Source organism: Hymenobacter oligotrophus (genome assembly GCF_003574965.1).
Lineage (GTDB): Bacteria > Bacteroidota > Bacteroidia > Cytophagales > Hymenobacteraceae > Solirubrum > Solirubrum oligotrophum.
Map to the genome: position 1 here is coordinate 1,679,554 of NZ_CP032317.1, position 18,007 is coordinate 1,697,560.

Consider the following 18,007-nt stretch of genomic DNA (forward strand, 5'->3'; position numbering starts at 1 on the left):
ACGCAGAAGCCGCAGAGGGCTTACGCAGAAGGCGCCAAATCAGCGTCCTCCGCGTAAGCCCTCTGCGGCTTCTGCGGGCTAACAATGCCGCTTACTTCTTGCCTTTCACCTCCTTAAGCAATTGCTCGTTCAGGCGGGTGTACTCGTCGCGGCTGTGTTCGTTTTTCTCCTGCTTCACGAGGGCCAACGACTGGCGCACGGCATCGGCGGCTTCGGCGTTGCGGTTGGCTTTCTGCAGCATTTTGCCCTTCCAGTAATAGGCGTAGTAGCTGGGCTGCTGCTTAATGGATTCGTCGAGCCAGGCAATGGCTTGGTTCAGGTCTTTGCCGGTGCTGTAGTAGTACTGCGCGGCGGCGAAGTACGGCTTCTTGTCCGTCTTCATGGCGTCCTGAATTTGCGCCATGATGCGGGCGTCGGCATCGGCCTCGATGGGCACGCTCACGCGCACTTTGTCCCACCGCAGGTACAAGTCGGCGGCGGCAGGCTGCAGGTTTTCCAGCGTAATGGCAAACGACTCGGCGGCGGTGTTGGCGGTGCGCGGCTTGGCTTTCACGCGCACTTGGTCGAGTTCGGGCCGGTAGTCGTAGGCACCCCACTGCGAGGTGTCTTTGTTCAGAATGATGGTCCACTCCTTGGGGTCGGGGATGGTGAACAAGGCGTAGGTACCGGCCGGCACCACTTGGCCTCCAAATTTTACTTCCTCGCCAAACTTGATGCGGGTAGACGAGTTGGCCCCCGTGCGCCACACCTGGCCGTAGGGCTCCAGCTTACCAAAGATGTCGCGGCCGCGCTTGGAGGGGCGGCCATACGTCAGCTCGATGTAGGACGTGGAGAAATCCTGCCGCATGCGCACAGTAGGGCTCATCACGGGCAGGCGCAGTTGTTGGGCTTGCAGCGGCAGCGCGGCTACGCTACACAAGCCTCCAGCCAAAACCAGAGTGGAAAGTAGTTTCATGCAGGTCGGGTGTGGAACTCAGTGGGGCTTACAAGCAAACATCGTCCCAGTACGGCCGAAAATTAGCAAGAAGCCCAACAAACGTTCGGTAAGGTAGCCGAATGCCGCCGAAATGCCTACGCCACAGGGCTCCGGCGCCTACAACGCAGCTCCGGTGTAGGTATTGCGCGTGCCGCACCAAGGCCCCAACGGCCCCAAACATGGCAACTGCTTCGGTGCCAAAAGGCACCGAAGCAGTTGCACCGAAATAGAACAATTGAATAGTAGTTAAGCCTAGGTGCGCGGCGCTTAGTGGCTTTGGTACAGAATGTGGCTACCCTGCACCCACACGCCCGGTAGCGTATCGATGTAGATGCCCCGCCAATCGTTGGCGGCGGGCGCGTTGGCGGTGCCGTTGCCGTTCGAGTCGCCCCCTAGGGCGTCGTCCTTCACGGAGGTAAAGCGTACGCCGGGGCCGTTGTGGTTTAGCAGTTGGCTGGTGCCGGTGCGCAGCGTCATTTGTAGGCCGGGGTTAAATTTCAGCACCACGTTGTTGCCGAGGGCCAGCGTGTTGGCAGGTGCCAGGTCGATGTTGCTCAGGTTCACAAATGCCACCTCGGTTTCGCCCCAGCTCACGTTGGGCTTCAGCAGGTTCGCGTTCCAGTCGACGTAAATGCCTTGGTACTGGTTTTTCTCGGCCGCGTTGGCGGGGTTGCTGAAGGTGTTGGAGTCGTCGAGGTCGATGTTGGAGGTAATCGACAAGGGGCGCACGTTGTCGAAGAAGGTGTTGCTGCGGATAACGGTACCAGCGGCCGAGGCGTGGGCATCGAGCACGGCGCGGGTAGCCGTGCTCACATCGTCGCCGTTGTGGGCGAATACGCTGTTGCGCACCTCGGCCACGGCGCCGGTTAGGTTGAGTACCGTGCCGCCGCCGCCGCCGTAGTAAAAGCGGGAGTTATCGAGCACCGAGCCGGTGGTGGTGTTCAGCACCAAGCCGCGCCAGCTTTTGCGGGCCGGGGCCGTGGCATTGCCGTTGGCGTTGGTGTCGCCGCCCGTGGCATCGTCGTGGATGGACGTGAACACGACGGGCTGCGCCGCGGTACCATTGGCCAGTATGCGGCCCGAGCTGGCCGTGAGCACCAGGTTGCCTAGGTCGTCGAACTTCACCATCACGCCGGGCCCCAGGGTCATGGGCGCATCAAGCGTGAGGCCGCCCACCACAAAGGGCACTTCGGTTTCGCCCCAAGTCAGCGCTACCGAGGTGCTGCTGGCGTCCTCTACCCAAATGCCGTTGTGGTCGTTTTTCTCGGCCGGGTTGGCGGGGTTGCTGAAGGTGTTGGAGTTGTTGAGGCTATACAGATTGGTGATGCGCAGCGGCATTTCGTTCAGGTAGAACGCGTTGCCTTCGATTACCGTGTTGGTAAGCGCACGGCTGGCGCTGAGGGCCCCTTTGAAGTTGGGCGCACCGCCGCCGTTGCGCACAAACCGGCAGTTGCGCACCGTAGCCGAAGCATCAAACAGATCGAGCGTGGTGTTTGGCGCGCCGGCCCCACCGTACATAAACCGGCAGTGCTCGAAGCGCGAGCCGCTTTGGCCCGCAAGCGCAATGCTGCTCCAATTGCGCTTGGCCGGGGTAGTAGCAGCGCCGTCGTTGTTGGTGTCGCCGCCGTGGGCGTCGTCGAGAACCGAGGTAAACACCACAGGGTTATCCGCAGTACCCACCGCCTCGATGCGCCCACCAGCCGTTAACGACAAGCCTGCGTTGGCCTGAAACTTCACGATGGCTCCGGCCTCGATGGTCAGCGTGCTGCCCAGCGTGACGTTGGGCCCTACCACATACACTTTGCAGCTCTGCCAAGTAGTGGGCGTGTTGATGGCGCTGGTAACCGGCACCACTGTGTAGCTGCAGGTATTGTTGCCGCCAGTAGGCTTGCCAGGCTCGGGCTCGTTGTTCTTGTTGCATCCGACCAGTGCGGCGAGGCCAAAGCTGCCAAGCAGCGCCGTGCGCAGCGCCGAGTTGCTAAGCGTTTTCATAGGTAGGGAGGTTGGGGTGCGTAGCTGACCCTAGGTCAGATTGATGCCCCAAACCTACTGCCAAGCTCCGCAGGCCACAATCACATATTCTGGTGATGATACAAGTACAGCCCTGCTGCTTTGAGACTTAATACTCAGCATTCAACAACACTTTGGGTTACTGAGCCCTAGGTGCCGAGCTTGAGCGCCCTACCCAGCACCTAGGGCACCGCAGTGCATCCTTGCGCCTGGCCCAGTGTATCACATATATTTTTTTCGGGGTGCTGGTTGTTGCGGCTTTATGTCCGTACTTCGCGGCCGCAAACTCGGCTAGTTCCGACTTATCGGGGCATCGGCAGAGTTACATTTGCAGCAGCATGTTCAGCACCGCTTTCAATTTCGCTTCGCAAACCGCTTCGGCCGGCCTGGTTACCCTGGTTGCGGCTGGCGTGTGTGCTATGGGCAAAAAGGGTAAGTGCGCTAAACGGGTGAAACGTACCCGGAGCTGACCGTCGCCCTGCCACTTGTTTGATCTTACTTCAAAGTAGTTAGCGCCGGTCCTCCAACCGGCGCTTTTTTCTTGCGTTTCACCTAGCAACCACCCTGCAAGTGGTTGAGTCCTTGTCACTCCACTTTCTCTACTCTCATGAAAGTTCTCAAGTTCGGCGGCACGTCCGTCGGGTCGGCCGAGCGGATGCGTGCCGTGGCCGAGCTTATCAAGGCCCAGGAGCCCCGCATCGTGGTGCTCTCGGCCATGTCGGGCACTACCAATGCGCTGGTAGCCATTGCCAAGCTGTTGTTCGAGGGTGAAATCACGGCGGCTACCTCGCAAACCGAGATTTTGCGCCAGCACTACCACATGGTAGCCAAGGAGCTGCTGCCCGATGCGGCCGTGGCCCAGGAGGCGACCAAGCTGCTCGACGAGTCGTTCAAAACCATTTTCAACCTAACCCGCACGCCACTGTCGGCCTCGGGCGAAAAGGTGATTCTGGCACAGGGCGAGCTGCTGAGCACGCAGCTGTTTCATTTGTACCTGACGCGCGTGTTGGGTGAGCAAGCGGCCTTGCTGCCAGCGCTGGAGTTCATGCGCCTCGATCACGACGACGAACCCGATGCGGCCTACATCCGCGAGCATCTGGCCACGCAGTTGGCGGCACACCCAGGGCACCACCTGTTCATCACGCAAGGCTACATCTGCCGCAGTGCCGAGGGCTTTATCGACAACCTTAAGCGCGGCGGCTCCGACTACTCGGCGTCGCTGATTGGTGCGGCCGCCAGCGCCGAGGAAATCCAAATCTGGACCGACATCGACGGCCTGCACAACAACGACCCACGCGTGGTAGAGGGCACCTACCCCATCCGCGAATTGTCGTTCGATGAAGCGGCCGAGCTAGCTTACTTTGGGGCTAAAATCTTGCACCCCAGCTCGGTACTGCCAGCGCGCGAGCACGGCATTCCGGTGCGCCTGCTGAACACCATGCAGCCCGAAGCGCCGGGTACGCTCATTTCGTCGAAAACCGGTTCGGAGGCAATTAAGGCGGTAGCCGCCAAAGACGGCCTCACGGCCATTCGTATCAAAAGCAGCCGCATGCTGTTGGCTTTCGGTTTCTTGCGCAGCATTTTCGATGTGTTCGAGCGTTACCGCACGCCCATCGACATGGTAACCACCTCGGAGGTAGCCGTGTCGCTCACAATCGACGACTCGAGCAACCTGCCTGCCATTCTGGAAGAGCTTCGCCGCTTCGGCACCGTCGAAATCGACACCGACCTCACCATCATTTGCTTGGTAGGCAACCTGGTGCAGGAGCAGCACGGCGCCGCCGGCCAGGTGTTCGATACCTTGCGCGATGTGCCGTTGCGCATGATTAGCTACGGCGGCTCGCCCAACAACATCAGCATCCTCATCAACACCACCGACAAGGCCCGCGCCCTGCATGCCCTCAACGATGGCCTGTTTCGGCGCGAGCAAGCCTTGACTAACGCTCCTACTCAAGGGAACTAAGCCCGGCTGCTTTTGGGTCTTAGCTTTCTGATTTACACTTCGCTTTCAACCACTTACCCTGCCGCGGCCTGCCTGGCCGCCCGGCCGCTTTCCTACCTAGGGGCGGCCAAGGGTAAGCCCACGTATACCATGTCTCTTCAACTTCCGTCGGACTTAGCCACCCGGCCCACACCCTTTTATCTCTACGACCTAGGCCTGCTGCGCCAGACCTTGCAGGCCGCCCAGCGCGCCGCCGAGTCGCGCAACATTCAGGTGCATTACGCGCTCAAAGCCAACACCAACGACCCCGTGCTGCAGTTGATGCGGGAGCATGGTTTTGGGGCCGACTGCGTAAGCGGCAACGAAGTGCAGCGTGCCCTCGAGGCCGGCTTCGCGCCCGACCACGTGGTGTTTGCCGGCGTAGGCAAATCGGATGCGGAAATCAACCGCGCGCTGGCTGCCGATATCTGGTGCTTCAACGTGGAGTCGGGCCCCGAGCTGGAGGTGCTCAGCGAGCTAGCCGGCGCCCTAGGTAAAAAAGCCCGCGTGGCGCTGCGCCTCAATCCAAACGTTGATGCTCGCACGCACCACTACATCACCACGGGCCTGAAAGCCAATAAGTTCGGCATTGGCATGGCCGAGTTGCCGGGCGTGGTAGATATGCTGGCAACGCTGCCACACGTGGAGCTGGTGGGTTTGCACGTGCACATCGGTTCGCAGATTACCGACATATCGGTGTTTGAAACCTTGTGCCACCGCGTGAATGAGTTGCAGCAGTGGTTTGAGCACCGTGGCATTGTGCTGCCCCACCTCAACGTAGGCGGCGGCCTAGGCGTGAACTACGAGCAGCCCGACGAGCAGCTGATTCCTGACTTCGAGGCCTACTTTAGCACCATCGACCAGTACCTGCGCCGCCGCCCCGAGCAGCAAGTGCACGTGGAGCTTGGTCGCGCCCTGGTGGCCCAGTGTGGCACGCTGGTAAGCCGTGTGCTCTACGTTAAGGAAAGCCAGCAGACGCGTTTCGCAATCCTCGATGCAGGCATGACGGAGCTAATCCGCCCGGCTTTGTACCAGAGCTACCACCGCATCGAGAACCTGACCAGCCAAGGCGAAGAGCAGCTTTACGACGTGGTGGGCCCCATCTGCGAATCGTCGGACTCGTTTGGGCGGCGCATTGCCCTACCCGAAACCCGCCGCGGCGACGTGGTGGTGTTGCGCACGGCCGGCGCCTACGGCGAGGTTATGGCCTCGAACTACAACCTTCGCGACAAAGCCCCGGCGGTGTACGTGTAGTACTCGCCCTGCCAAAACCACCGCGGCCCGGTATCCAGCTAGGATACCGGGCCGCGGTGGTTAAAGGCCGAACTCAGGTGCGTAGCGCACCACGCCCTGCACACCTGCCAGCGCACCGGGCACCAGCTCTAAGGCCATAAATGCGGCGGCCGGCACCGCAAACGGAGCGCTGATGCCCCACTCCTGCGCAGGCCTGAAACCGAACCTAGGGTAGTAATGCTCGTGGCCAAGAACGATTACTGAGCGGCACCCCAACGCGCGGGCTTGCTCCAAACCACGTTGCACCAACTGGGTACCTAGGCCTTGGCCTTGCCACTCGGGCAGCACAGCCATGGGCGCAAGTGCTAGGCTGGTAATTGGCTCCCGGCCAGGCTGCTCGATCTTGATAATGGTAAACAAGATATGGCCGACCACTTGCCCGGCCGCTTCGGCCACCAACGACAAACCTGGCACAAATGCAGGGCTCTGACGCAGCGCATCAACCAAAAGAGCCTCGTCGGGGCGGTTGAACGCACGCTTGTTTACCTCGAAAACGGCTTCTTTATCGGCCGGCATTTCGGGGCGCATCTGCGGGTTTGGCTCGGCCATCAGCAAGTTGTGCTTAGTAGTAAATAGTCCAGGGGCCTACTTGCTCGTGCTTGCCGAGGCCTTTTACCAAGTACTGCCGCTCGGCGGGCAATTCCTTTTTGGTCAGCACCACGGGGCGTTGGCGAAGCCAGGTACCTAGGGCCACGGTATCGGCGGGGTCTTGCAGGTTGATGAGGTGGCGGCGCCATTGCTCGTCGCGCTCGAATTGGGTTTCGCGCTGCAGGCTGTGGTTGCCATCGTAGAGCGAAACGGGCAGCTTGTGCTGCTCGAACGCCAACGAAGGCAGCAACTCGTTGTACACCAGCACTGGGCGTTGCGCCAGTTCCAGTTGCTTAAGGCGCTCGGCCACTGGGCGGCTGCCGTTGGCCTGTCCTTCTACCTGACCTAGGAATGCCTTGGCCGACACCAGCAGGCCCATCGTGAATACCACCGTGAGCACCAGCAGCTTGGGGGCAATGCGCACTTCATCCCAAAACAAGTGCGTAAGCAGCAGCACCACCACACCTCCTGCGGGCCACATGGCCGTAACCGGGCTGATGGTGAGGCCAAAGCCCGGACCGAAGATGGGCAGCAAGCACATGGCCCCGAGCAACAACCCGAACAACGACATAAAGCCCACATACCAGCGAAACAGCACCGCATCGGTGCGGCGGCCGAGCAGCTCCACCGTCAGCAGCGCCACCCCCGGAAATATGGGCAGCACGTAGAGCAGCAGCTTCGATTTGGAAAGCGAGAAGAACACCAGCGGCACCAGCACCCACCACAGCAGCACTTGCCGCCACCGGGCACCTAGGCCGCGCCAGCCGGTGCGCACCACTTCGGCAATGAGCGCCGCCGACCACGGCAAGCTGCCCAGGGGCGCCAGCACCACGTAAAACCACCACGGCTTAGCCCGGTTAAACGTGGCGGCGTTGGCAAAGCGCTGTACCGTGTGCTCGAACAGAAAATAGCGTAGGAACTTGGGGTCGTCGAGCAGTAGCAACAAGTACCAGCTGAGGCCCGCCATCACAAACAGCCCGAACGCCAGCAGGTGGTGCGCACTCCAGGGGCGGCGCGGCGCCTCGCGGTTGGTGTGTAGGCTGATTACGGCCATCAGCGGGAGCACCACTGCTACCGGGCCTTTCGTGAGGAAACCTAGCCCCAACGCTACCCAGCCTAGGTAAAGCCAACCCGCTGCCGGCTTGTCAGCGGGCGTGTAATGGTAGCGCACGAACGCATAAGCCGACAGCAGCTCCAGCGTAGCCAGGTAGGCATCGGTAGTTACGTTGAGCGCCGAAATAAGCACCACCGGCAGCGTGCCGTACACCACCGCCGTGGCAATGGCGCGGCGCTTATCGCCGCTGAACAGCAGTAGGCCCAAGCCGTACATCAGCGCCACTTGCCCTAGCACCGCCAGCACCGGCAGCACGCGCACCGCCCCGGCCGAAGAGCCGAACAGCCCTAAGCCAGCGGCCGTGAGCCAGTACGTAACGGGCGGCTTATGAAAATGCTGAATACCCAGCAGGCGCGGGTGCAGCCAATCCTGCCCCACCAACATTTCGCGGCCAATTTCGGCGTAGCGCGCCTCGCTGCTCTCGAGCACCCCCCAAGCGTTGAGGTTGACGAAGAACGCCGCACCTAGGGCTAGCAGCAGCAACCACAACCACCAACGCGACGACATGGGTAAAGACGGCATAAGCAAGCAAACAAGAAGCGCGGGCAAAAGTAGCGCTTGCCAACTACCCAGGCGGTATTTCGCTAAGCCCCGGGCTCCTGATTACCACCCGGCTCAGCGTTCGAGGCCGGTTGAGCAGCCTTGCGCGGCCTGAAGCTGATTACCATAAACATCACGCCCAGGATGGCAAACACCCGCATGCTCTGTTGCGACAGGCCTAACACCAGCCATGCTAAGCCCGCGAAAAACATCGGGCGCAACTTCAATCGGGTTGTAGGCAGCTTGCTGTTCATCGGGGCAATATAGGCCCCTTTGCTACCTGTATTGCCTTCCGAACCCAAACCTTTGCCGCGCACTTGAGTTAGCCTAAGTACTCTGGCTTGCAACTCATTTGGCTTATGCGCATTCTGCTCACCGGCGCCAACGGCTACATTGGCCAACGCCTGCTGCCGCTGCTGGTAGAAGCCGGCCACGACGTAACCTGCCTCGTGCGCGACCCCAGGCGCTTTGCCCTGCCGCCCCCGTTGCACGAGCGCGTGCAGGTGGTGCAGGCCGATTTGCGCCAGCCCGATACGCTGCGTCAGCTACCTCACGACTTCGACGCCGCCTACTACCTGGTGCATTCCATGAGCACCAACGGCCGCGACTTCTTTCGGACCGAGCAGCAGTCGGCCAGCAACTTTGTGCAGTACCTCAACGGCACCCGCATCCGGCAGGTGATTTACCTCTCGGGCATCGTCAACGACCCGAAGCTCTCCACCCACCTTCGCTCGCGCCTAGGTGTGGAGCGCGAGCTGAAGAAAGCCGCCCACGCCCAAACCACCGTGTTGCGCGCCAGCATCATCATCGGCTCGGGCTCGGCCTCGTTCGAAATCATCCGTGATTTGGTGGAGAAGCTCCCGGTGATGGTGGGCCCTAGGTGGCTAAACTCGCGCTGCCAACCCATTGGCGTGCGCGACGTGATGCACTACCTCACCGCCGTGCTCGACAACCCCGCTTGCTTGGGCAAAACCTTCGATATCGGTGGGCCCGATGTGCTCACGTACAAGCAGATGCTGCAGGGCTTTGCGCGGCTGCGCGGCTTTCGTCGGCCCATACTCACGGTGCCGGTGCTCACGCCCCGGTTGTCGTCGTGGTGGTTGTTTCTGGTAACGCGCACCTCGTTTTCGCTGGCGCAAAGCTTGGTCGATTCGCTGAAGAATGACACCGTGGCCGATTTGCGTCGCAGCATCCGTAAAGCCGTGCCGCACCAGTGCATGAGCTACACCGAAGCGCTGGAGCTGGCATTCCAGCGCATCGAGCAAAACGAGGTAATCAGCAGCTGGAAGGACGCGGCCAGCAGCGGCGTGGCCGACAAAAACTACATGGACTACGTGCAGATACCGCAGCACGGCATGTTCTTCGACCGCCAAGTAATGCACTTTGCCCGCCCGCCCGAAGAGGTGCTCGATAACATTTGGCGCATTGGCGGCAAACGCGGGTGGTACAAAGTGGATTGGCTGTGGCGCGTGCGTGGCTTGCTCGATAAACTAGTGGGCGGTGTAGGCTTGCGGCGCGGACGCCGTTCTGCCTCGTCGCTGCGCCCCGGCGACCCGCTCGATTTCTGGCGTGTGCTGGTAGCCGACCGTGCCAGCCGCCGTCTGCTGCTCTATGCCGAAATGAAGCTGCCCGGCGAAGCGTGGCTGCAGTTTCGCATTCTCGATAACGCCGATGGCACCCACGTGCTCGAGCAATTGGCCGCTTTCCGGCCGCGCGGCTTGGCGGGGCGCTTGTACTGGTATTCGCTAGTGCCCTTCCATTTCGTCATTTTCAAGGGCATGATCGAAAATATTGTGCAGTACGGCAGCACGCCTAGGTCACCATCGTCTGCGGTGCCGTCGGCTACCTAGGGCATACTACGTGCGGGAGCAGTCCGTTTCTTTGCCTTGTGAAACACGTGCTCCTCGCCGCAGCCCTAGGTTGCGTGGCCGCCGCTCAGCCGCTGCAGGCCCAAACCCCTACCCCACCGAGCCGCCAGGTAATCAACAGCTGGCTGGTAGGTACTGAGGCGCTGCTGGGCCGGCAGCCCAATTTGGCGATGGGCAACCCCGGCTATTGGGCTGCCGGGCTGCACGTGGCGCACCGCAACCTGTGGCAAGAATCCGATGCCGACTACAGCACCACCTTCACGGTGGGTTTGCGCGGCGGCTTTGGTAGCCTTACCGGCGACTTCCGTTACCCCATACTCGGCAACACGCGCCTGTGGGGCCTCAACCCCTACGCCGCCGCCGATGGCCGCTACTTTGGCGGTTGGTTTGGGGTGTGGGTGGGCAAGCTGGGCTACTACCGAGAGCTGGAGGCCGTACGGTTTGTGCCGCAACTGCGCGTGCGCGGCGGCCGCCTCGACAGCTGGCACGCACAGCTCGACTACGCCCACGATCTTACCGGCCTGGGCAACCCCTCGGCGCGCCTAGGTGCCGGGCGGGGCTTCGGCTCCGAGGGGCAATTTCGGCTATTGGTAGGCGTGGCCTTTCCAACTTCATCCTACGATAGCGAAGCCGCCCAGGTATTTGGGCAGGCGTACGTAGCCTTGGGCGGTGCTTGGAGCATAAGCGCTTATTACCAACCGCCGTTTCGCACGGGTCAGTCGCCCACGCAGGGCACCCTGCAGCTGGCGTGCAGTTTCTAACCTAGGTACTACAGCCTGCGCACCAACCACATAATCGCGCTCAGCACCAAACTCAGCAGCAGCATCGATACGATGGGCGCGTAGAATCGGAAGTTGGGCCGTTCGATGCGGATGTCGCCGGGCAAGCGGCCAAACCAACTGAATAAGCTGCCACCGCCCAGCCAAATCACGGCGCCGAGCACCACAATGCCGAGGCCAGCAATGACGAGTAGTTTACCGAGTTGGGGAGGCATCAATGTGGGAAAAAGTACACCCGTTCGTTACGTAAGTCGCTCCGAACGGGTGCAGTGCCTAGCTTGTAAGGAACGCAGCTTACTCTGGCTTGGCGTAGAAATCGGCCAACGAGCGGGTGTACACGCAGTAGTTAATGGGCGAGCTAGCCTGGAACACCGTCGGCTCCTTAGCGCCCACCGGCACCAACATCAGGCTGCTCTTGCCGTTCACCTTTTCGCGCTGCAGGCCAACGCCTTCGCGGTTGTCGAATCGTACATCGAGGTAGTATAAGTAGGGCGTAATCCAGTCAACGTAGCCCCGCTTGGCCGTGCCCGATAGGCTGCGGATTTCCAGTTCCTTGTAGTTGCGCACAATGGCTTGCTGAAATTCCACGGCGTTCAGTGGCTTGCCGCGCAGCACGGGCATTACATCCCACTGCCCATCGAGCAGCACCCACTTTTGCAGATCGGGCAACCAGGTTTCGAGCAACACGTGCCCCGCACCCGATTGGGTGGTTTCCACTTCCTTGGTTTTCAGGCCCAGCACCCGCGACTTCAGCCCGTAGGCGTTGAGGCACGAGGTGGCCACAATGCCGTACTCCACGCAGCGGAATTGCTTGCCTTGTTTGGCCTCGGCCAGAATCGTTAGGGCATCGTTCTTCGTCGGGGTGTTGCCGCCATCGTGGCGCCACTGCTGGTGCACCCAGTGCAGCAGGCGCTGGGCGCGCTCGGTATCGTTGGCAGCACCCTGCACCACGGCGTCGAGGTTGTATTGCTGACGCAGCTGGGCCAGATACGCGTTGTTAGTTCCGCTCTCGTAGCGAATGGCGTGCGTGGCGGCTCCGCGCGGGCCGTTGTAGCGCAGCCGCTCCGCTTGAAAAGCCGTGGCGCGCAACTCAGTAAGGGCATAGCGGCCATCGTCGAGCAGCACGTAAAACTGCTTTTTGTCGCCGGGCGCCAGCGTGTAGCGAATCGAGTCACGGTCGGTCCGGAACACGAGGGTTTCTTTGCTGGCGTGCAACGGTAAAAGCAGCACATCGGGGCTGGCTTCGGGGGCAATGCGCCAACTGCCTTTCACCCAAGCATTACCGAGGCGGTAGTCGGCCTGGTCGGCATGTGCCTTCACCACGGGCAAGCCTTGGTAGGTAGCAGTTTGGGCAATTGCCGTTCCGCAAGTGAGCAGTAGGCCGAGTAGCAAAGAGGTTTTCATAGCGGTCAGAATGAGTTCGTATGACCGCCTAGATGCAAGTGGTTTGAAGAGCGTTGCCTACGCTAAACCACATGAATATGTGGTTTCTAACACTTTTCAGAACTAGAACCAAAAACAGAGGAGCATCACCGCCAGCATTGCTTTTGGTTTTTGATTACCCAAGAGTGCGTTGAGCTAAGAATGCCGCAAACGAAAACCGGCTGCCCGTTTCACGGCAGCCGGTTGTTCGCTTATTACTTCTTCTCAAACACAAACTTCACCTCTCCTTCGGCTGATATTTCGAGTGCAGCCTCAAACTTGGCGCCGGTGCGCTGCGAGGTAAACCCGCGTATCACATCCGACTTGCCCCGGCGCAGCAGCTTGGCCACTTGCGCATCGGTGAGCTGGCGGCCGCACAGCTCCATCGGCACCCGAAACTGGCAGTCTTCGCGAAAGCGCGAACAACCCCAGGCCGTTTTGCCCTTGAGCATGGTACCCAGGCGGCACACCGGGCAAGGTATCTGCTGCGGCTTGTCGTCGGCGGCGGGTTTGCTCTCGGCGGCGCGTTGCAGCTCGGGCTGGTGCTGGGCGTTTAGGCTGATGGCCGCGTCGAACTTCTGCCCTAGGTCGTCGATGAAGCCTTTGATGACGGGAGTGCGGCCCTTGGTTAACAGCGCCTGCACTTGCTTGTCGGTGAACTTCTTACCCTCGAACACCAACGGCAGCCGGAACTGGCAACCTTCGCGGAAGCGTGAGCAGCCGAACGCCGTTTTGCCTTTGAGCACGTGGCCTTGTCCGCAAACCGGGCAACCACCTAGGGCGCCATCGGGGCCGGGCGTGGTGGGGACAGCAGGCTTCGCGGGGGCGGGCTTGCTGCCGCCGTTTTTGGCTGCCGAGGCAGCAGCTTCGGTGGCCGTGGGCGGCGGGGCCACCATGCGGGCGCGGTCTTGCTTTACCTCCTGCACCATCTCTTGCACCAAGCCTTTTAGCTCGGCCAAAAACTGATCGGGCTCGAGGTTGCCGCCTTCAATCTGGCGCAGCTTCCGCTCCCACTGCCCCGTCAGCTCCGCCGATTTCAGCGTGGGGTTCCGGATCAGGCCGATCAACTCGACGCCGGTGGGCGTGGGCACAATGCGCTTTTTTTCGCGCAGGATGTAGCCGCGCTTAAAAAGCGTTTCGATGATGGCGGCGCGCGTAGAAGGCCGGCCAATGCCGTTTTCCTTCATGGCTTGGCGCAGTTCTTCGTCCTCCACGTTGCGGCCGGCGGTTTCCATGCCGCGCAGCAACATAGCCTCGGTGTACTCGCGTGGGGGCTGGGTTACTTTTTGGTCGAGGCGCGGCTTGTGCGGACCCGATTCGCCCTTCGTGAACGACGGCAGCACGGTGTTCACCACGTCGTCGTCGCCTTCGCCAGCCTTCGCCGTGTTAGGCGCCTGTTGCTGCGTAGGGTCGCCGTACACAATGCGCCAACCGGGGTTGAGGATCTGTCGGCCACGCACCCGGAACGGGTGCCCCGCCGCCTCGGCCGTAACCGTGGTGTTCGACACTTCGCAATCGGGGTAGAACGCGGCCAGAAAGCGGCGTACGATGATGTCGAACACGTTGTGCTCGGCCTGGCTCAGGCCCCCGGGCGCGTTGCCCGTCGGGATGATGGCGTGGTGGTCGGTTACCTTGTTGTTGTTGAATACCTTGCTCGACTTGCGAATCTTCTCGCCCAGTAGCGGCTGCACCAAGGTGCGGTACGGCCCGCTGATGCCCTGCAGAATGCCGGGAATTTTGGGGTACTGGTCGTCGGGCAGGAAGGTGGTGTCCACACGCGGATAGCTGACTACCTTCTTCTCGTAGAGGCTTTGCACCGTCTTCAGCGTATCCTCGGCCGAGAGGCCCAGCTGGTTGTTGCACTGCACCTGCAGCGAGGTAAGGTCGAACAAGGCAGGCGGCGACTCCAGCGCCTTCTTGATTTCGACGCCCGTAACCGTAAGGGGCGCGTCCTTCACGGCGGCCATAGCGGCATCGGCTTCCTCCTGGCTTACGAAGTAGCCACGCGCTTTCAGACGAGCTTTCTCGTCGGGCTCGTCGTCATCGGCCTTGCCCTTTTTAGGCGGCGCTACGTGGCTGAACAAAGTGCCTCGGTACTCGGTGCGCAGCACCCAATACGGCTCGGGTTTAAAATTGCGAATCTCGTGGTAGCGGTCGACGAGCAAAGCCAGGGTGGGCGTTTGCACGCGGCCCAGGCTTAGCACCTGCCCGCGGCCCGAGGCGTACTTCAGGGTAAACAAGCGCGTGGCGTTCAGGCCCAGCAGCCAGTCGCCAATGGCGCGGCTCTTGCCGGCCATGTACAGGCGGTCGAACTCTTTGCCCTCGCGCAGGTTGGCAAAGCCTTGCCGGATGGCTTCTTCGGTGAGCGACGAAATCCAGAGGCGCTTGAAAGGCTTGCGGTACTTGGCTTCGGTAAGCACCCAGCGCTGAATCACCTCCCCTTCCTGGCCGGCGTCGCCGCAGTTGATTACTTCTTCGGCACTGTTCAGCAGGCCTTTGATGACAGCAAACTGCTTGCGCACGCCGTCGTCCTGCATCAGCTTGATGCCGAAGTTATCGGGCATCATGGGCAGGTCGTGAATGCTCCAGCGCTTCCACTCGGGGCGGTAGTCTTCGGGCTCCTTCAGGGTGCAGAAGTGCCCAAACGTCCAGGTGACTTGGTAACCGTTGCCCTCGTAGTAGCCATCCATGCGCCGGTTGGCACCTAGCACGTTGGCTATTTCGCGGGCTACGCTGGGTTTTTCGGCAATGCAGACTTTCACTATCGCAGGTAATCGTGGTTGGTGGCGGCGCCGTTGCGCGGGGGGCTTCGGCGGCACTGCAATCAACAAAGATACGCCCGAAAAAAGTCGTTCGGGCGGGTGTACTCGGCCATGCGCCAGCCCCAACAAAAAACCCTCCGGGCTACGTGCCCGGAGGGTTTGCTTGCAGGCCTGCACGCCAAGCGCCGGGCCCTAGGTGGCGCAACTCAAGGCCTAGGCAGGCAGCTTGGTTTCGCTTTGCTCAGAGGCTTGCGGGGCTTCCTGCTTTTTGCCTTTGTGGTTGCCGAGCTGCTGTTGCAGCTGCTGCTTCACCTCGTCCTGCACTTTCGGATCGAGCGCGGCGCCGGCGTTGGCAATGGTGCTGTAAATGTGGTTGAACTCGTCCAGGTCGCGGGTGTCTACCTCCAGGTCGTGCAAAATGCCTTCGCTGATGTCGTACACCAACCCATGCAGCTGCGGCGGGTTGGGCTTGGTGCGGGCGTTCTGGATGATGTTGGTTTTGGCCAAGTTGCGCACCTGCTCAATCACGTTCAGCTCCACGAGGCGGCGCAGGCGCTGGTTTTCGTCCTGAATGCGCAGCAGCTCCGTTTCGTGCAGGCGAATTACGTCGCGGATGTTGGTAAGCCAGCTATCGATGAGGCCGTGCTGCTTGTTAGAAGCTGCCGCCGCCACGCCGCCGCAGCCGTAGTGACCTACTACCAGAATCACCTCTACCTTAAGCACTTCCACCGCGTACTGTAGCACCGACAGCATGTTCATGTCGGTGGGCACTACCAGGTTGGCAATGTTGCGGTGCGTAAACATCTCGCCCGGCATGGTGCCCGTAATGGCCGAGCCCGGCACGCGCGAGTCGGAGCAGCCGATGAACAGGTAACGCGGCTTTTGGCCCTGCGACAATTTGTGGAAGTATTCCGGGTCTTCGGCAAGTCGAGCCTCCACCCAGCGGCGGTTGCCATCGAGAATGTGTTGCATAATTGGGGAATGGGGAAGTGAGGTTGGTGCGAGCTTACGCGGAATGCTGCGGGCCCGGCCCGCGCTTAATGACCTAAAACCTGAACCTGCGGAATGTCGCGCAGAACCAGCTCCACGCCCCGGTCGTTGGCGCTTTGCCGGAAATTTTCGATGGCTTCGAGCACGTCGTAGTCAATCGAAACTGAATCGGAGCCGTCCAAAATCACGCGCGTACCCGGCTTAAACCGGTCGAGGGTGGTGGTAATGGCTGCTTTGTTCAGGAATGATACGTGCTCGGCCAGCTTGAGGTGCACGGTGCCGGGCTGGTGGTCGGGCTCGTAGTGGAAAAAATAGGCCGACTCGGCATTGGCCTTCAGGATGTAGAAAGCAGCCACGGCCAGGCCTACGCCCACGCCTTTAAGCAAATCGGTGAACAGAATAACGCCGATGGTAACCACAAACGGCAGGAACTGCGCCCAGCCCAACTTCCACTGCGTAACGAACAGGGCGGGCTTGGTGAGTTTGTAGCCCACCATCAGCAGCACCGCCGCCAGTGCCGACAACGGAATCAGGTTGAGCACATCTTCGAGAAACAGCACGGCCATCAGCAGCAGAATGCCGTGGATGAAGGCCGAAAGCCGCGAAGCCGCGCCGGCGTTGATGTTGGCCGACGAGCGCACGATTACGGCCGTGAGCGGCAAGCCGCCGAGCAGGCCCGAAATGATGTTGCCGGTACCCTGCGCCAACAGCTCGCGGTTGGTGGGCGTGTTGCGCTTCAGCGGGTCGAGTTTATCAACGGCCTCCACGCTCAGCAACGACTCAAGCGAGGCCACAATGCCGATGGTGAGGGCCAGCAGGTAGATGTTGCCGTTCAGCAGCACGCTCCAATCGGGGAAGCGCAAGGAGCCCAGCACGTCGTCGACGGAGCTAATAACCGGCAACTTAACCAGGTGCGTGGTTTTTACCTGCCACTCGGGGCGCATGCTACCTAGGGCCAGGTTGATCAAAATAGAGCACACAACCACGATCAGCGCACCCGGCACCAGGCCCAGTACTTTGTTGCGCTTGACGAAGGGCCGCTCCCAAAGCAGCAGCACCGTGAGCGAAAACAGGCCGATGAGGAGGGCGCCGGGCTGCAGTTCGCCAATAGCCCGCCCAATCGACGAGAACGTGTTCATGCCGTCGGGCTGAAAGAAATTCAGGTCCTCGAAGAAGTCTTCGTCGCCGCCCAGGAAGTGCGGAATTTGCTTCAGAATGAGAATTAGGCCGATGGCCGCCAGCATGCCCCGGATAACCGAAGTAGGAAAGTACATGCCGATGACGCCGGCTTTCAGCGCACCTAGGGCTACTTGCAACACCCCCGCTAGCACCACGGCCACCAAAAAGGCCTCGTAGCTACCGGCTTGCTGAATGCCCGCCAATACAATGGTGGTGAGGCCGGCGGCCGGGCCGCTCACGCTCAGGTGCGAGCCGCTAACCCAGCTGACAACCACCCCGCCCACAATGCCAGCCACAAGGCCGGCGAGCAGCGGAGCACCCGAAGCAAGCGAAATGCCCAAGCACAAGGGCAGCGCAACCAAGAATACTACCAAGCCGGCGGGCAAATCCTTAACCAGCGTATTGCCAGCCGACGGCGGAGGGCCTACCGGCGAAGCCGTAGCCGAAGATGCGGCCGGCGCTGCCGGTGATGATATCGTTGTTGAATCCATTAGAACAGAGTAAA

The 18,007-nt window shown here is 61.0% G+C and carries 14 protein-coding genes; 4 read left to right on the plus strand and 10 right to left on the minus strand.

Translation table 11 applies throughout. The features are described from left to right. Positions 1–91: 91 nt before the first annotated feature. Positions 92–955, minus strand: coding sequence for a DUF2911 domain-containing protein (locus tag D3Y59_RS07185; RefSeq protein ID WP_119444437.1), 864 nt, complete (start codon positions 953–955; stop codon positions 92–94). A gap of 288 nt (positions 956–1,243) precedes the next feature. Next, the gene (locus D3Y59_RS07190) at positions 1,244–2,968 is read right to left on the minus strand and encodes a hypothetical protein (protein ID WP_119444438.1); all 1,725 of its coding nucleotides are present in this window, start codon (positions 2,966–2,968) and stop codon (positions 1,244–1,246) included. Between the two features lie 625 nt (positions 2,969–3,593). Here D3Y59_RS07190 and D3Y59_RS07195 point away from each other — a divergent pair. Together D3Y59_RS07195 and lysA are read left to right on the plus strand one after the other, a co-directional pair. After that, positions 3,594–4,949 carry an aspartate kinase gene (locus tag D3Y59_RS07195; RefSeq protein ID WP_119444439.1) on the plus strand — a complete coding sequence of 452 codons (1,356 nt, stop codon included), beginning with the start codon at positions 3,594–3,596 and terminating at the stop codon, positions 4,947–4,949. A 129-nt stretch (positions 4,950–5,078) separates the two neighbouring features. Next, positions 5,079–6,221, plus strand: coding sequence for a diaminopimelate decarboxylase (gene lysA / locus D3Y59_RS07200; RefSeq protein WP_119446369.1), 1,143 nt, complete (start codon positions 5,079–5,081; stop codon positions 6,219–6,221). Between the two features lie 60 nt (positions 6,222–6,281). Here the strand turns inward: lysA and D3Y59_RS07205 are convergent, their stop codons facing one another. The 3 genes from D3Y59_RS07205 to D3Y59_RS07215 form a co-directional block, all read right to left on the minus strand. Further along, on the minus strand, positions 6,282–6,809 hold the full coding sequence (locus D3Y59_RS07205) for a GNAT family N-acetyltransferase (RefSeq protein ID WP_162910615.1): 528 nt from the start codon (positions 6,807–6,809) through the stop codon (positions 6,282–6,284). A gap of 13 nt (positions 6,810–6,822) precedes the next feature. Continuing rightward, positions 6,823–8,484: a glycosyltransferase family 39 protein gene (locus D3Y59_RS07210; protein ID WP_119444440.1), complete on the minus strand. Its 1,662-nt coding sequence runs from the start codon at positions 8,482–8,484 to the stop codon at positions 6,823–6,825. 62 nt (positions 8,485–8,546) lie between these two features. Continuing rightward, positions 8,547–8,756, minus strand: a complete 210-nt coding sequence (locus tag D3Y59_RS07215; RefSeq protein ID WP_119444441.1) for a hypothetical protein — start codon at positions 8,754–8,756, stop codon at positions 8,547–8,549. Positions 8,757–8,861: 105 nt separating this feature from the next. On the opposite strand from D3Y59_RS07215, the gene D3Y59_RS07220 reads away from it, so the two are divergent. Together D3Y59_RS07220 and D3Y59_RS07225 are read left to right on the plus strand one after the other, a co-directional pair. Continuing rightward, a complete protein-coding gene (locus tag D3Y59_RS07220; RefSeq protein WP_119446371.1) occupies positions 8,862–10,352 on the plus strand; it encodes an SDR family oxidoreductase in 1,491 nt (496 codons plus the stop codon). Between the two features lie 38 nt (positions 10,353–10,390). Beyond that, the gene (locus tag D3Y59_RS07225; protein WP_119444442.1) at positions 10,391–11,131 is read left to right on the plus strand and encodes a hypothetical protein; all 741 of its coding nucleotides are present in this window, start codon (positions 10,391–10,393) and stop codon (positions 11,129–11,131) included. Positions 11,132–11,139: 8 nt separating this feature from the next. Here D3Y59_RS07225 and D3Y59_RS07230 read toward each other — a convergent pair whose 3' ends face one another. The 5 genes from D3Y59_RS07230 to D3Y59_RS07250 all read right to left on the minus strand — a co-directional run bounded on the left by D3Y59_RS07230 (position 11,140) and on the right by D3Y59_RS07250 (position 17,993). Next, entirely contained in the window at positions 11,140–11,364 is a 225-nt protein-coding gene (locus D3Y59_RS07230) for a DUF2905 domain-containing protein (RefSeq protein ID WP_119444443.1), read from the minus strand. A gap of 79 nt (positions 11,365–11,443) precedes the next feature. Then, positions 11,444–12,553 carry a transglutaminase-like domain-containing protein gene (locus D3Y59_RS07235; RefSeq protein WP_119444444.1) on the minus strand — a complete coding sequence of 370 codons (1,110 nt, stop codon included), beginning with the start codon at positions 12,551–12,553 and terminating at the stop codon, positions 11,444–11,446. Between the two features lie 233 nt (positions 12,554–12,786). Beyond that, positions 12,787–15,333, minus strand: a complete 2,547-nt coding sequence (locus D3Y59_RS07240) for a type IA DNA topoisomerase (protein WP_119444445.1) — start codon at positions 15,331–15,333, stop codon at positions 12,787–12,789. A 213-nt stretch (positions 15,334–15,546) separates the two neighbouring features. Beyond that, entirely contained in the window at positions 15,547–16,305 is a 759-nt protein-coding gene (locus tag D3Y59_RS07245) for a carbonic anhydrase (RefSeq protein ID WP_119444446.1), read from the minus strand. A gap of 65 nt (positions 16,306–16,370) precedes the next feature. Then, a complete protein-coding gene (locus D3Y59_RS07250; RefSeq protein WP_119444447.1) occupies positions 16,371–17,993 on the minus strand; it encodes a SulP family inorganic anion transporter in 1,623 nt (540 codons plus the stop codon). Between the last annotated feature and the right edge of the window lie 14 nt (positions 17,994–18,007).